The following is a 13,902-nucleotide window of genomic DNA, read 5'->3' on the forward strand; positions in this document are numbered from 1 at the left end:
CCGGACGGGTGAGAGCCCGGGGTTCACCCGATCGGGGGGTTTCAGCGCTGGTGGGGGAGCTCCACGCGGAAGGTGGCGCCGGTGCCGGGGGCGGTGCGGAGGGTCAGGGTGCCGCCGTGGGCGTGGGTGAGGGCGGTGGCGATGGCGAGGCCGAGGCCGGCGCCGCCGCCGTCGTGGCGGCTGCGGGAGGCGTCGACCCGGTAGAAGCGGTGGAAGACCAGGGCGGCCTGGTCGGCGGTGAGGCCGGGGCCGGAGTCGGCGACCTCCAGGAGGCAGAGGCCGCTGGTGGTGCCGACGCCGATCCGGACCGGGGTGCCCGGCGGGGTGTGCTTGACGGCGTTGCCGACCAGGTTGGTGACGACCTGCCGCAGCCGGGCCTCGTCGCCGAGGACGGGGGCCGGGCCGGGGGAGCCGGAGCCGTCCGGGCCGGTGAGGGCGACCGGGCGGGACGGGTCGAGCGCGACGAGGTCGTGCAGGGCGTCGGCGGCGAGGGTGCGCAGGTCCATCGGCGCGAGGTCGAGCGGGCGTTCCTCGTCGAGCCGGGCGAGCACCAGCAGGTCCTCCACCAGGGCGCCCATCCTGACGGCCTCGTTCTCGATCCGGGACATGGTCCGGGTGACGTCCGCCGCGGTGGGCAGCGCGCCCATCCGGTACAGCTCGGCGAAGCCGCGGATGCCGGCCAGCGGGGTGCGCAGCTCGTGCGAGGCGTCGGCGACGAACCGCCGCATCCGGGCCTCCGACTCGGCGCGGGCGGCGAACGCGGCCTCGATCTGGGTGAGCATGCCGTTCAGCGCGATGGAGAGCCGGCCGACCTCGGTGCGCGGCGGGAGCGCGGGCATCCGGTGCGAGAGCTCGCCGGAGGCGATCAGTTCGGCGCCCTCCTCGATCCGGCGCAGCGGCCGCAGACCGGCCCGGACGGCGAAGAAACCGAGCGCCGCGATGAGCACCAGCACCGCGCCGCCGATCCCGAGGAAGGCGGTGCGCAGCCGGCCGACGGTGGTGTCGATGTCCTCGCGCGAGACCGCGACCATCAGGTACGAGGGGGTGGGGGTCGGCGCGGCGAAGGCGCTGGCCGGGGCGGACGGCCGCTGGAGCGGCAGGACCAGCGCCCGCCAGCCGTTGCGGCCGCGCTGGTCGGGCAGGTCGAAGGGGGTGTCGGCGGCGGTGGCCGCCGGGTCCAGGCCGGCCAGCTCCGGTGCCGGGTCGTTCTCGGAGACCGGCTGGCGGACCACCTGCTGCACCCGGCCGTCGGCCGAGAGGTACTGGACGAGGTACTGGCTGGGCAGCGCGGCCAGGTAGTTGGGCGTGCCGCGCTTGCTGGTGACGGCCGGCTGCCGGTAGTCGGGCCAGGTGGTCCGGCCGGGGACGCGCTTGGACAGCGGTTCGGCGAACCGGGTCAGCTGTTCGTCCAGCCGCTGCACCAGCTGGACCCGGACGGTGCCGAGCACGACGGTGTCGCTGACCGCGAGCCCGGTGGTGACCAGGGCGAGCGCCAGGACGAGCAGCCGGGCGCGGAGCGACAGCCGGGTGAGCATCGGGCCGTCCGTCAGTTCTGCGGGGGGCGGCGCAGGGCGTAGCCGATGCCGCGCACGGTGTGGATCAGCTTGGGGCCGTGGGCGGGGCCGGAGTCGAGCTTGCGGCGCAGGTAGGAGATGTAGGACTCGACGATGGAGAGGTCGCCGCCGAAGTCGTACGCCCAGACGTGGTCGAGGATCTGCGCCTTGGAGACCACCCGGCCGACGTTGGCCATCAGGTAGTGCAGCAGCTTGAACTCGGTGGGGGAGAGCGCGACCGGGATGCCGCCGCGGGTGACCTCGTGGGCGACCGGGTCGAGGGTGAGGTCGGCGACCACCAGCCGGCCGTCCTCGGCGGGGCCGCCGGCCCGGCGCAGGATGGCCCGGATCCGGGCGATCAGCTCCTCCAGGCTGAACGGCTTGGTGACGTAGTCGTCGGCTCCGGCGGCGAGGCCCTGGACCTTGTCGCCGACGCCGTCCTTCGCGGTGAGGAAGAGCACCGGGAGGTGGTCGCCGGGGTGGCCGTGCGCGGGGCCGGCGATCTGGCCGCGGGTGGTCTGCTCGCGCAGCCGCTCGACCACGGTGAAGCCGTCGAGGTCGGGCAGCATGACGTCGAGCACGACCAGGTCGGGGCGTTCGGTGGTGATCAGTTCGAGCGCCTCGGTGCCGCTGGCGGCGGAGGCGACCCGGAAGCCGGAGAAGCGCAGCGAGGCGGAGAGCAGCTCGCGGATGTTCGGTTCGTCGTCGACGACGAGGAGGAACGCCTCCCCCGGGCCGCCGGCCACCGCGGAGGTTCCTGGTGTGGACACAGTGCCTTGCACGGGGGTTCCGCCTCCCGGTCGGACGATGGAGTTCAGCTTGAGGCTAGCCCGGGGAGGCTATGCGACATCGATGAAGGTTGGATTAACACCTTATCGGTCGGTTTCGGGGTGACAAGGCCCGGCGCCGGGCTGGGTGGTGTGCGCACGGGCGGGGACGACCCGGGAAGCCCGCCGCCCGGAGGATCGCTTCCCCCGTCGCCCCGTCGCCCGGTGAGTCGGGCCGGCGTCCCGCGTCGGCCATCGGGGTTAACAGCCGGCCCTCCTCGCCCGCCCGCTGGCGTGCCTGGTGAAACGGCCGGACCCGTTCGCGCTGAAGTGATGGCATCCGTTTCCCACCCGCCCGGAGAGAAGCCCATGACAAACGCCCGCACGGTGACCGCCGCGGTCGCCGTCGTCGCCTCGATCACCGTCGTGTGCGGCGGCTGCTCCAGCAGCACGAAGTCGACGACTCCGGCGAGCACGACGTCGGCGGCGACCGCCGCGACCAGTGCCGCCGGCAGTCCGACCGCCTCACCGACCTCCGCGCAGAGCGAAAGCCCCTCCCCCGGCGCCACCGGCGCCGGCACCGTGGTCGCGGCGGCCACCATCGGCAAGTACCCGAACATCCTGGTCGACTCCCAGGGCAGGACGCTCTACCTGTTCGAGGCGGACACCTCGCCCACCTCGACCTGCTACGACGCCTGCGCCACCGCCTGGCCGCCCGTTCTGACCACCGGCGCTCCGACCGCCGCGAACGGCGCCGACCAGGCCAAGCTCACCACCACCACCCGCAAGGACGGCAAGACCCAGGTCGTCTACAACGGCCACCCGCTGTACTACTTCGAGGGTGACAAGGCGCAGGGCGACACCAACGGCGAGGAGTCCAGTGCCTTCGGTGCCAAGTGGTACGTGGTCAACGTCTCAGGCGACAAGGTCGAGGGCGACTGAGCGGATGGGCGGCGTCGAACGGGAGTCCCGCCCCCGGCGGGCCTCCGGCCTCCTGTGGGCACTGCTGCCGGTGGCGGTGACGGCCGGCCTCTACTGGTACGGCCGCGCGCACACCCCGGACTACGCGAGCAGCCTCTTCGGCCGTCGCTTCGACGACGCGAACCGGCTCAAGGCCCAGCTCGGCACCGCCCTCCTGGGCCTCGCACTGGTCCAGCTCGTGCTGGCGCTGTGGATGTACGGCCGGCTACCCGGTCTGGCCGCCGCACCCCGGCCGGTCCGGACCTGGCACCGGCTGGTCGGTCTGGGGGCGTTCCTGCTCTCCCTCCCGATCGCCCAGCACTGCCTCACGGCCTACGGCGTCGAACTGACGGACAGTCGGGTCGCGCTGCACTCGCTCGCCGGGTGCTTCCTCTACGGCGCTTTCGTCGCCAAGGTCGTCGTGGTCCGCCACCGCCGGCTGCCCGGCTGGGCACTGCCCACGGCGGGCGGCGCCCTGGTCGTCCTGATCGCAGTGCTCTGGTACACCGCCGCGCTCTGGCAGCTGAACGGCGACCGCGTCCCCGGCCTGTGAGCCGTGGCGGCCGGGTGGCCGGACCAGGCCCCCGTGTCCTCGCGCGCCCGGGATGCCGCACCCCGACGACCGCGACGAGCCGTGCCGGGACGTGCGAGGCCCTCACCCCGTCCGGGGCGAGGGCCTCGCGGGCCGTCCGGGACCGCGGGGTCAGCCGCCGGACGAGTTCTGGGTACCACCGCCGCCGGCCGCGCCGCGGTTGCCGCCGCCACCGAAGCCGCCGCCACCGGCGCCGCCGGCCCCGAAGCCGGTGGCGCCCTCGACGAGCTGGGTGGCGTTGTAGCCGCCGTTGGCGTCCGGGGTGCCGACCACGGTGACGCTCTGGCCGGGCTGTAGGTCGGTGACCTTGCCCTCCTTGTTGAGCTGCACCTTGGTGGCGTCGCCGGTGGTCACCTTGACGGTGTTGCCGTTGGCGTCGGTGAGGTAGACGGTGGTGCCGTCGACGGCCTTGACGGTGCCGCGGGTGAAGCCGCCCTGGCCACCACCCTGGCCACCGCCCTGGCCACCGCCCTGGCCGCCCTGGCCGCCCTGCCCGTTGCGACGGCCGCCGTTCCCGGGGCCGCCGGTGGCCCCGGCTCCCGGCCGGGCCTGCTGCTGCCCGCCCGCGGCCACGGCCCGGCCGGAGCCGCCGGAGCCGTTCGACCCGTGGCCCTGCTGGTACCAGACGCCGCCGGCGAACGCCGACGCGGCGATCACCCCGCCCGCCAGGCCGAGGGTCAGCCAGGGCAGCTTGCGGCGCGGCGGCGCGGCCAGCTCGGCGGTGACGTCCCGGGAGTCCGGCGGCGTGGAGAGCAGGCCGACCTGCTCGGCGGGGGTACGCGGCTCGATCTCGTTGCTCATGTCTGCAGGTCCTTGGTCACTCGTGCCGGAGGGCGTCGATCGGGCGCAGCGAGGCGGCCCGGTTGGCGGGGTAGCTGCCGAAGAACAGCCCGATGGCGACGGCGATGCCGAACGCGCCGAGCACCGACTCGGGGATCACCACCGGCTTGATGCCGACGATGCTGAAGTGCGCGCCGGCGATCCCGGCCAGGACGCCGAGCCCGGCACCGATCACCGACAGCAGGGTGGACTCGGTGAGGAACTGCCCGAGGATCACCGCGCGCGGCGCACCGAGCGCCTTGCGGATGCCGATCTCCCGGGTCCGCTCGGTGACGGTGACCAGCATGATGTTGGTGATGCCGATCCCGCCGACCAGCAGCGAGATCGCCGCCACCGCGCCGAGCAGCACGGTGAAGGTCTTGGTGGTGGACTCCCGGGCGGAGAGCAGCGAGGCCTGGTTGCCGATCCGGAAGTCCGCCTTGGCGGGGTCGGCGATCGCGTGGGTGCCGAGCAGCACCCGGGTGATCTCGGCCTGCGCGGCGGTGGTGGTGTCCGCGGAGGTGGCCTGCACCAGGATCTGGTTCACCGCACCGAAGCCGGTGAAGGCGTTCTGCACGGTCGGCAGCGGCGCGATCAGCACGTCGTCCGGGTCGGTGAAGCCGGTGCCGCCCTTGGCCTGGAGCACGCCGACCACGGTGAACGGGGTGCCGCCGACGGTGATCTGCTTGCCGACCGGGTCGGCGGCCGCGAACAGCTGCCTGGCGGTGGTGGCGCCGAGGACGGCGACCTTGCGCGAGCCGAGCACGTCGTCGGCGGTGAAGTACTCGCCGTGGGCGACCTTCTGGTTGGCGGTCTCGAAGTACGCCGGGTAGGTGCCGACGATCGAGCCGGGGCTGTACGCGATGTCCCCGTACAGCGCGGTGCCGCTGGCGGTGACCACCGGCGCGACCGACTTGATCGCGGTCGCGTCCGGGTCGCTCGCCAGCGCCTTGGCGTCGGCGAGCGTGAGCTTCTTGGCGGAGGACGCGGTGCGCGCGCCGCCGAAGGACGAACCGGAGGTGACCGTCAGCGAGTTGGTGCCGAGCGAGGTGATCGACTCCTTGACCGCCACCGAGGAGCCGTTGCCGACCGCGAGCAGCAGGATCACCGAGGCGACGCCGATCAGCACGCCGAGCATGGTCAGGGCGGAGCGCACCTTGTTGGCGGCCAGGCCTCCGACGGCGAAGCGGAGCATCTGCCAGAGGATCACGCGAGCACCCCCCGGACTCCGGCCGCCGGGCGCAGCGCGGGCGGCGGACCGTCCACCGGGGCCTGCCGGACGTCGCTGATGATCGCGCCGTCGACCAGCCGGATCACCCGCTTGGCGTGCAGCGCGACCTCGTCCTCGTGGGTGATCAGCACCACCGTGCGGCCGGTCGCGTTCAGGCCGTCGATGATCGCCAGCACCTCCTCGGTGGAGCGGCTGTCCAGGTTGCCGGTGGGCTCGTCGGCGAGCAGCATCGCGGGGGCGGTGACCAGGGCCCGGGCCACCGCGACGCGCTGCTGCTGGCCGCCGGAGAGCTCGTTCGGCCGGTGCCCGGCGCGCTCGGCCAGGCCGACCAGCGACAGCGCGGCCAGCGCCCGGCGGCGCCGCTCGGCCGCCCGCACGCCCGCGTAGGCGAGCGGCAGTTCGACCTGGGCGAGCGCGGTGGTGCGGGGGACGAGGTTGAAGGACTGGAAGATGAAGCCGATCTTGCGGTTGCGGACGAGCGAGAGCTGCTGCTCGTCCAGGTGGCCGACGTCGATGCCGTCCAGCAGGTAGCGGCCGCCGGTGGGCACGTCCAGGCAGCCGAGGATGTTCATCAGGGTGGACTTGCCCGAGCCCGAACTGCCCATCACCGCGACGAAGTCACCCTGCTCGATGTCCAGGTCGACGCCCGACGGCTCCCCGGTGACCGGGTCGGCCGGGCCGCGCAGCGCGTGCACGGTGGCGTCGCCGTGGCCGTAGGCCTTGGTGAGGCGGCGGATCTGGATCACCGGGGGCGGTGCCGATCCGTGCTCGACGGCGGGGATCTGGCGCGCCATCAGCGATTACCGCCGCTCCGGCCGCTGCCGCCGCCGGCGCCACCGACCCCGGCCACGCCCGCGCCGCCGCCGCCGTTGCGGCCGCCCTGGCCGCCGTTGGCGCCCGGGAAGGAACCGTTCGGGAAGCCGTTGGTGCCGCTGGTGGTGGCGAGTTCGACCTTGTCGCCCTCCTTCAGCCCGGAGAGCACCTGGACGGTGGTGTCGCCCTCGACGCCCACGCCGACCTGGACCCGCTCGGTCGCCCCGTCCTCGTGGACGAGCGTCGCCGTGCGGCTCGCGCCGGTGCCGGCCAGCGCCGCGGTGGGGAGGGAGAGCGCGTTGTCCGCCTCCCCGGTGACCACCGCGACGGTCGCGCTGAGGCCGGTCCGCAGCTTGCTGGTGTCCCCGGTGATCTGCAGCGTCGCCGTGTACTGCACGGCGGCCGCGCCGCCGGTGCCGCCGCTGCTCGCCGGGAGCGGGCTGACGGACAGGACGGTCGCGTTGAGCTTGGTGTCGGACTGCGCGTTCAGGGTGACGGTGGCCGCCTCGCCCTTCTTCAGCTTGAGCGAGTCCAGCTCGGAGAAGTTGGCGGTGACCTGCATCCCGGTCGGGTTGGTCAGCACGATGAAGCCGCTCGGCGCACTCGACGCCGTGCTGCTCCCCGAGGACTTGGCGGTACCGGAGGTGGTGCCGGTGCCGCCGCCGACGGTGTCGCCGACCTTGCCGGTGACGGACGCCACCGTGCCGTCCACCGACGCGGTGAGCGTCGTGCCGGACAGCGCCGCCTGGGCGTTGGCGAGGGTGGTCTGCGCGGTGGCGACCTGCTGCTGCGCCTGGGCGACGGCCGCCTCGTCCACCTTGGTGGTGGTGATCGTGGTGGTCTGCGGAGCGGGCGTACTGCTCCCGCCCGCTCCGCGTTCCCCACCACCGGCGCCCCCGGACGGCTGCCCGCTGCCCGGGATCTGCTGGGTGGTCGTGGTGGTGACCCCGGCCTCCGCCTTGTCGAGGTTGGCGTTGGCCGTGGTGAGGGCCGCCTTCGCGGCGTCCACCTGCTGCTGGGCCGCGGTGGTGTCGACGGTGGCCAGCACCTGCCCCTTGGTCACGGTGTCGCCGACCGCGACCTTGACGGCGGTCAGCTTCCCGCCGGTGGTGAAGTCCTGCGCCGCGTCGGTGGGCGAGGCCAGGGCACCGGTTCCGGACACCGTGGCCAGGACCGTTCCCTTGGCCACCGTCGCGGTACGGACCTGGGCCTTGCCGGCCGCCTTCTCGGTACCGCTGTCCAGCGTCGTGTACGCCAGGGCCGCGGCGCCCACCAGGGCCACGCCGAGCGCGGAGTTCAGGAGGACGGCACCACGCCGTCGCGGGAGCACCTTCATGCCGCACAGCTTCGCCGGGCGCTCTTGCGGAGTCCTGAGCCCCGGCTGGGAGAACCCTGACCCCCCGAACCCGGACATTCCCCCATGCGACGCCCACCCCGGGCGCTCCCCTTGCCTCCCGCCCGGTCAACCCTTGCCCGAACTCCCAGCCCCCTCCCAGCCACCCCCAGCCATCCCGGAGCCGATCCCGCCCCTCAACCCAGCAGGTGACGGCACCAGGCGAGGGCGTGCGCCGCGAGCAGCGCCAGGTGCGGCGGAGCCCCGGGACGGGCCGCCCTCACCGCACGGATCCCGGCGGTGGCGACGGCGAAGGCGGTGACGTCCTCCGCGCCGGCCGCCTCCCACGCCCGCACCGTGCGCGCCCAGCGTTCGGCCGAGGCGGGAGTGTGCCCTTCGCCGATCAGCCGCAGCACCATGAACGCCGTGTCCACCCAGCACGCCGCGCGGCCGGCGCGTGCCCAGTCCACGACGTGGACGCCGAGCCCGGCGTCCACCAGCAGGTTGTACCTGGAGAGGTCGCAGTGGGCGAGGGTGTCGCCCACCACGGCCCCCGGACCGCGCTTCTCCCAGAGCCGCAGGTCGTCCAGCCGTGCGGCCACCCACGGATCGAGGGCATCGTGGGCAGCCAGCTGCTCCCAAGCCGTGAACCGCGCCCACCGCTCGGACAGCGGCAGGGTGCCGACCTCGGGCGCGGGGGTGAGCCGGTCCGCGGCACCGGCCAGCACCCGGGCCACCGCCGGCAGGTCCGGCGAGCCCGGAGACAGGTCGACGATCCGGCCACGCACGTACGCGAAGCCGAGCAGCCGCCAGCCCGACGCGCTCACGTCCCACAGCAGCGCGGGGGAGGTGAACGCGACGTACGGATTGGCGGCTGCCTCGACACGGCACTGGAGACGGGCGTCCCGGCCGTCCTCCATGCCCTTGCAGAACACCCGGCGGCCGTCCGCGAAGTGCAGGACGGCGGCGAAGTGGCTGGACAGCCCGAACGGCACGTCCTCCACGGCCAGCGGCGGGGCGCCTGCCCGGCCGGCCACCGCGCACCGCACCGCCTCGGGCAGTTCCTGCCACGTCAGCCGCCGCTTCACACCGGCCTCCCGGGGCTGCCGGAACGATGCGCTACTCGTCGCCGTCGGCGGTGAAGTGGTCGAACTCGCCGGCCTTGACGCCCTGGAGGAACTTGGCGAACTTGAGCGGCGTCGTGCGGACGACGACCTCGCCGTCGTCCGACTCACGGAGCTCGATCACCCCGTCAACGGTCCGCACCTCCACGCAGTCGTTGCCGGATCCGCTGAAAGAAGACTTCTGCCAATCGGTGTTCAATGCTCGGCCTCTCACAGCTCTCGTGCGATCTTGCGGATCAGGTCGCGGGACTTGCTCTCGCTCAGGGCTGACGCTTCGGTGCGCGCGAAGATCGTGCGGTAGCTGGTCAGCTCGCTCGCGGCATCGAGGTAGATCGAACTCCGGGAAGACTCCAGTTCGACGGTGTCCAGCTCTGGCACCGAGCCGAATGCGTAGGTGAGGTTCTCGACCGCCCCCGGGAAGGTTTCGACGTCGAACGGGACGACTCGGATGGTCGTCCATGACTGTTCGGAGTCTTCGAGGAGGGACCCGAGCTGTTCCTTGAGGACCTGCGTGCCGCCGAACCTCGTCCACAGCGCGGACTCATACACGAAGGCGGTCAGCGGCTTCCGGTCACGGCGGAGATCCGTCTTCCGTTGCATCCGGAACGCCGTCCGCGCCTCCAGCTCGTGGCGCGGCAGTTGGGGGATCAGCCGTCCGAAGACCGCCGCGGCATAGCCGATGGTCTGGCACGGCCCGGGGATGTGGGTGAGCACCCACATCATCAGCTCGCGCGATCCCTTCTCAAGCTCGGCGTTTTCGAGGAAGCCGTCCGGGATGGTTCCGCGGTACTCCTCCCACCACCCCTTGGAGCGCTCCTGAATCATCGACTCCAGGGCTTCGACCAAGGGCTGGTTCATGCACTTGCATGCCGCAGCGAAGGACTGCAGGCGCTCCCGGCTCAGGCCGACCTTTCCCGACTCCATCTGGCTGACCTGGGTTCTGTCGATCCCCAGAGCACGGCTCAGGCTCGGCGATGACAGGCCGGCAGCCTCGCGCATCTTTCGCAGCTCGGCACCGATACGACGCTGACGGAGGGTGGGGTTTGGTCGTGGCGGCATGGCTTCCTTCCTTGCCAGGGTGGCCCAAGTCTGCCGCGCTGCTCTCACGCCGGTCCACCTCGGGATACGGCTAGCACGGACGGGTGAATCCATCCACAGCAAGTATCACCGGTGATACCTGTGCTGTATGGTCGTCATCACAGCCGATCCGACGGATCGTCAGTAATGCCTTTTCCCCGGGCAGTAGGCGCCTGCTGCCCCCGCACCGCAGAGCAGCCACGCGCGGCATCAACCAGCCCCGCTCTGGCCTGGCTCACGGCGACGATTCCGCCGGTCAACGACGAATCCACCTCATCACCACCCCATCCGGAGGTTCCCCATGCGTGCCTTCAACCCTCCCGACTGGTCCGCCGCCCGCGAGGAGCTGCGCGACGTCCTCTCCGTCGCCGGCTGGCCCGACGACCTCATCCACGACGCCGAACTCGCCCTCTGCGAGCTGTTCGTCAACGCGTGGCGCCACGGGGGCAGCCCGGCCCCCACCGTCGTCCTCGTCCTGCTCCCCCACCGCACCCTGCGGGTCTCCGTCGCCGACGACAGCCCCGCCCTCCCCGAGCCCCGTACCTCCTCCGACCCCTACGAACTCTCCGGCCGGGGCCTCCACCTCGTCCGCTCGCTCACCCACCGCTTCGGCGCCAACCCCCGCAAGCACGGCGGCAAGTCGGTCTGGTTCGAGCTGGACGCCGCCGCGTGATCCCCGCCCCGACGGCCACCCCGGCCGTCCACACCGAGCGCACCACCGCCGCCCACCTCACCGTCGAACCCGTCCCCGACGCCGCCCTCCAGCTCCGCATCGCCGTGGACCTCGACGTCCACGCCGGTCCGGGCGACCACCTCGCCGTCCCCCTCACCCGCGACCAGGCCCACGACCTCCTCCACGGCCTCGCCGCCCGCCTCGGGCACCGCGTCATCGGAATCCACCGATGAGAACCGGCACCGCCCAGTTCCTCGTCGGCGCGGCCTTCCTGGCCCTCCTCGCGCTCGCCCTCGCCACCGTGGCGCTCGGCGTCGTCACCGCCCTGAGGGTCAACGAGGGCCACCGCACCCTCGCGCCCCCGCCCCCGATCACCCGGCACGGCCGCTGGGACCTGCGCCGACTCCCCGACGGCACCCGCGAGTACGCCTGGATCGCCCGCCAGGCAGGCCACTTCGGTCCCGAGACCGGCCCTGCGACCGCCCCCGACCCCGACCCCCACCACGGCATACGCACCTGAGCACGGCACAGCGGAGGCCCCCGCCCATCGGGGCGGGGGCCTCGCCGTTGCCCGACGCCCCGTGCGGACGGCCGGGCGTCAGGCCAGGGCGGTGGCCGCCAGGGCCAGGACGGCGCCGCCGAAGACGATGACGTGCCGGACGTTCTGCACCACCCACACCCAGCGGGGGAAGCCGCCCTCCGCGGCCTTGAGCAGCGCGGCCACGTCGATGCGCGCCAGCTCCGGGTCGCCCTTGCGGGCGAACGCGGCCTGCACGGAGGTGGTGGCGGTCAGGTTGCTGTAGAGGATCACCACGTTGATCGCCAGGACCAGCCCGAGGACGACCCAGTTCACCACCCCCGCCCACGACACCCCGGCCACGTTCAGGGCTGCGGTGGCCGCCAGCACCGCGGCGATCGACACCGGCGCCCAGGTCTCGTGGCCGCCCGCGTCGAAGCGCATCCCGTTCTCCTCCAGGACGGTGGTCCGCACGCCCTGCCGGCGCAGCTCGGTGTGCGCGGCCCCGGTGGCGGTGGCGCCGAAGCGGGACCGCACCAGCGGGATGGAGACGAAGGCGGCGGCGACGGACAGCTGCACGGCGGTGATGAAGACGCTCACGGGTGGTTCCCCCTCGGACGTGTGCGCCGGCTCCGGCGCCCCAGTTTCTTGAACTAAGTGCAAGTAGAAGGTAGCGCTCGACTTGAACACTGTGCAAGTAGGTTCCTGAACTTTGTGCAAGTCGCGCTGCGCGCCCTATCGTGAGCCCATGGCACGCGACACCCTGACCCGCGAACAGATCGTCCGGACCGCCGTCGAACTCCTCGACGAGGAAGGCCTGGAAGGCCTCAACATGCGCAGCCTCGGCAAGCGCCTGGGCGGCGCCGCCACCGCGGTGTACTGGCACGTCAAGAACAAGGACGACCTCGTCGTGCTCGCCGGGGACCAGGTCTGGCACGAGATCGACCCGCCCGCCCCGGGGGACGCCGACTGGCGCACCGCGGCGGTCGGCCTCGCCGTCGAGCTGCACGCGATGTTCGGCCGCCACCCCTGGCTGGTGCAGGCGTTCGGCTCCCACCTCTTCTACGGCCCCGGCAAGGCCCGGTTCGACGACCACAGCCTCGCCCTCTACGAGCAGGCCGGCTTCTCCCCGGCCGACGCGGACACCGTCGCGGCCGCCGTCTTCACCTACGTGCTCGGCAACGCGCTCGCCGACGCGGCGATGGTCTCGCTCAACCGGCGGCTGGTCCGCGACGGCAAGGACCCGGACGAGGCGCTGCAGGACACCATGGCCAAGGCCGTCGAGGTCGCCACCGCCTTCCCCCGCCTGCGCGCCCGCCTGGAGGACCCGTCCGCGACCGAGTACGCCGCGGGCCCCGGGCAGACCCTCGAACGCGGCCTCCGCGCCCTCCTCTCCGGTCTGGAGGCCGAACTTGCGGCCGCACCCGGCGGCCCCGGCACGGCCTGACGCGCAGGGCGCGGCCGACCCTTCCGGCCGGCCCCCGACGGTCGTTACGCAGCCGATGGGTGGCCGTGACACGACCGGCCGGGGACCGCGACACGGCACTCCTACCGTCGCTGACGACGCACCGGCCGACCCGGCCGGGGCCCGCGTCCCGACGAAGGAGTGACACCGCATGACCAGGAGCCGTACCCACAGCTCGCCCGCCCGCCGTGTGCTGGCCGTCTGCGCCCTGACCGGGGCCGCGCTGCTGACCTCCCTCTCCGGCGGGCAGGCCTGGGCCGACGGCGCCCCGAAGCCCGCACCGGCCGCCCCCGACGCCGGCCAGGCCGCCGGCTCGGGCGCCGCTCCGAGTGCCGTCCCGCAGCCGAAGGTCTCCCGCCCGGCGACCTCCGCCCCCACCGCATGGGCCGCCGAGGCCGGCTCGGGCGCCGCTCCGAGTGCCGTCCCGCAGCCGAAGGTCTCCCGCCCGGCGACCCCCGCCCCCACCGCATGGGCCGCCGAGGCCGCCCCGGCCACCGCCCCGGCAGGCGGCTCCGGCTCCGGCCCCGCCACGGCGAGCCCGCAGGTCCGGGCGGTGCCCAAGGGCGCCGCCCAGGCCGGCGACGGCTCCGGCTCGACCGACTCCTCCGGCCTCAAGCTGGCCGGCGGCGGCGCCGTCGCGGCCGTCGGCGCCGGCGTCCTGGGCTTCGCCCTCCTGCGCCGCCGCTCCGGTGCGCGCGGCTGACACCGGCCCCGGCCCCTCCCGTACCCCTGTCGCCCCTCCTGCGTACGGGCCCGTACGCAGCGGGGGCGGCCGGGGCGGCGATGCCCCGGCCCCGCTCGGGCATCCGGGGACCGGGGACGCGACCACCCACCGCACAGCCGGGGAGGCGCCCGCCCGGCACCGGGCCGATCCGGCCGGCGCGCGCCGTGGCACACGCGGCCGGAGCCCCAGAGAGGCAGAGCGGCGGGTAGGGAAAGAGGGGAACAGCAAGGGTGTCGATAGCGGTGGGCGCCGGA

The 13,902-nt window shown here is 73.6% G+C and carries 17 protein-coding genes; 7 read left to right on the forward strand and 10 right to left on the reverse strand.

The window, feature by feature from the left end:
- Positions 1-41: 41 nt before the first annotated feature.
- Together ABZ885_RS16260 and ABZ885_RS16265 are read right to left on the reverse strand one after the other, a co-directional pair.
- Positions 42-1,535 (reverse strand): HAMP domain-containing sensor histidine kinase, encoded by a 1,494-nt coding sequence (locus ABZ885_RS16260; protein ID WP_360188171.1) that lies wholly within the window; start codon positions 1,533-1,535, stop codon positions 42-44.
- An 11-nt stretch (positions 1,536-1,546) separates the two neighbouring features.
- Positions 1,547-2,299 (reverse strand): response regulator transcription factor, encoded by a 753-nt coding sequence (locus ABZ885_RS16265; protein ID WP_360188173.1) that lies wholly within the window; start codon positions 2,297-2,299, stop codon positions 1,547-1,549.
- Between the two features lie 390 nt (positions 2,300-2,689).
- On the opposite strand from ABZ885_RS16265, the gene ABZ885_RS16270 reads away from it, so the two are divergent.
- Together ABZ885_RS16270 and ABZ885_RS16275 are read left to right on the forward strand one after the other, a co-directional pair.
- Entirely contained in the window at positions 2,690-3,262 is a 573-nt protein-coding gene (locus ABZ885_RS16270; protein WP_360188175.1) for a hypothetical protein, read from the forward strand.
- Between the two features lie 4 nt (positions 3,263-3,266).
- Positions 3,267-3,833: a DUF6529 family protein gene (locus tag ABZ885_RS16275; RefSeq protein ID WP_360188176.1), complete on the forward strand. Its 567-nt coding sequence runs from the start codon at positions 3,267-3,269 to the stop codon at positions 3,831-3,833.
- A 150-nt stretch (positions 3,834-3,983) separates the two neighbouring features.
- Here ABZ885_RS16275 and ABZ885_RS16280 read toward each other — a convergent pair whose 3' ends face one another.
- The 7 genes from ABZ885_RS16280 to ABZ885_RS16310 all read right to left on the reverse strand — a co-directional run bounded on the left by ABZ885_RS16280 (position 3,984) and on the right by ABZ885_RS16310 (position 10,251).
- Complete coding sequence (locus tag ABZ885_RS16280) at positions 3,984-4,673, reverse strand: hypothetical protein (RefSeq protein ID WP_360188177.1); 690 nt, start codon at positions 4,671-4,673, stop codon at positions 3,984-3,986.
- A 16-nt stretch (positions 4,674-4,689) separates the two neighbouring features.
- On the reverse strand, positions 4,690-5,901 hold the full coding sequence (locus ABZ885_RS16285; RefSeq protein WP_360188179.1) for an ABC transporter permease: 1,212 nt from the start codon (positions 5,899-5,901) through the stop codon (positions 4,690-4,692).
- Entirely contained in the window at positions 5,898-6,716 is an 819-nt protein-coding gene (locus tag ABZ885_RS16290; protein ID WP_360188181.1) for an ABC transporter ATP-binding protein, read from the reverse strand. The genes ABZ885_RS16285 and ABZ885_RS16290 overlap by 4 nt, the downstream gene beginning before the upstream one ends.
- Positions 6,716-8,071, reverse strand: a complete 1,356-nt coding sequence (locus ABZ885_RS16295) for a biotin/lipoyl-binding protein (protein WP_360188183.1) — start codon at positions 8,069-8,071, stop codon at positions 6,716-6,718. Before ABZ885_RS16295 ends, ABZ885_RS16290 begins: the two co-directional genes overlap by 1 nt.
- A 194-nt stretch (positions 8,072-8,265) precedes the next feature.
- Positions 8,266-9,156: a phosphotransferase gene (locus tag ABZ885_RS16300; RefSeq protein ID WP_360188185.1), complete on the reverse strand. Its 891-nt coding sequence runs from the start codon at positions 9,154-9,156 to the stop codon at positions 8,266-8,268.
- 31 nt (positions 9,157-9,187) lie between these two features.
- Entirely contained in the window at positions 9,188-9,406 is a 219-nt protein-coding gene (locus ABZ885_RS16305; protein ID WP_360188186.1) for a DUF397 domain-containing protein, read from the reverse strand.
- Positions 9,403-10,251, reverse strand: coding sequence for a helix-turn-helix transcriptional regulator (locus tag ABZ885_RS16310; protein WP_360188188.1), 849 nt, complete (start codon positions 10,249-10,251; stop codon positions 9,403-9,405). Before ABZ885_RS16310 ends, ABZ885_RS16305 begins: the two co-directional genes overlap by 4 nt.
- Positions 10,252-10,570: 319 nt before the next feature.
- Here ABZ885_RS16310 and ABZ885_RS16315 point away from each other — a divergent pair, with 319 nt between their 5' ends.
- The 3 genes from ABZ885_RS16315 to ABZ885_RS16325 are packed head-to-tail and all read left to right on the forward strand — an operon-like array spanning position 10,571 to position 11,462.
- A complete protein-coding gene (locus ABZ885_RS16315) occupies positions 10,571-10,942 on the forward strand; it encodes an ATP-binding protein (RefSeq protein WP_360188189.1) in 372 nt (123 codons plus the stop codon).
- Complete coding sequence (locus ABZ885_RS16320) at positions 10,939-11,175, forward strand: hypothetical protein (RefSeq protein WP_360188190.1); 237 nt, start codon at positions 10,939-10,941, stop codon at positions 11,173-11,175. Before ABZ885_RS16315 ends, ABZ885_RS16320 begins: the two co-directional genes overlap by 4 nt.
- On the forward strand, positions 11,172-11,462 hold the full coding sequence (locus ABZ885_RS16325) for a hypothetical protein (protein ID WP_360188192.1): 291 nt from the start codon (positions 11,172-11,174) through the stop codon (positions 11,460-11,462). The genes ABZ885_RS16320 and ABZ885_RS16325 overlap by 4 nt, the downstream gene beginning before the upstream one ends.
- Positions 11,463-11,540: 78 nt before the next feature.
- Here ABZ885_RS16325 and ABZ885_RS16330 read toward each other — a convergent pair whose 3' ends face one another.
- Positions 11,541-12,059: a hypothetical protein gene (locus tag ABZ885_RS16330; RefSeq protein WP_360188194.1), complete on the reverse strand. Its 519-nt coding sequence runs from the start codon at positions 12,057-12,059 to the stop codon at positions 11,541-11,543.
- A gap of 148 nt (positions 12,060-12,207) precedes the next feature.
- Between ABZ885_RS16330 and ABZ885_RS16335 the strand changes: the two genes are divergently transcribed.
- On the forward strand, positions 12,208-12,906 hold the full coding sequence (locus ABZ885_RS16335; protein ID WP_360188196.1) for a TetR/AcrR family transcriptional regulator C-terminal domain-containing protein: 699 nt from the start codon (positions 12,208-12,210) through the stop codon (positions 12,904-12,906).
- Between the two features lie 169 nt (positions 12,907-13,075).
- Entirely contained in the window at positions 13,076-13,627 is a 552-nt protein-coding gene (locus ABZ885_RS16340) for a hypothetical protein (protein WP_360188198.1), read from the forward strand.
- Positions 13,628-13,902 lie beyond the last annotated feature (275 nt).

This window comes from Kitasatospora sp. NPDC047058, assembly GCF_040643935.1.
Taxonomy (GTDB): Bacteria; Actinomycetota; Actinomycetes; order Streptomycetales; family Streptomycetaceae; genus Kitasatospora.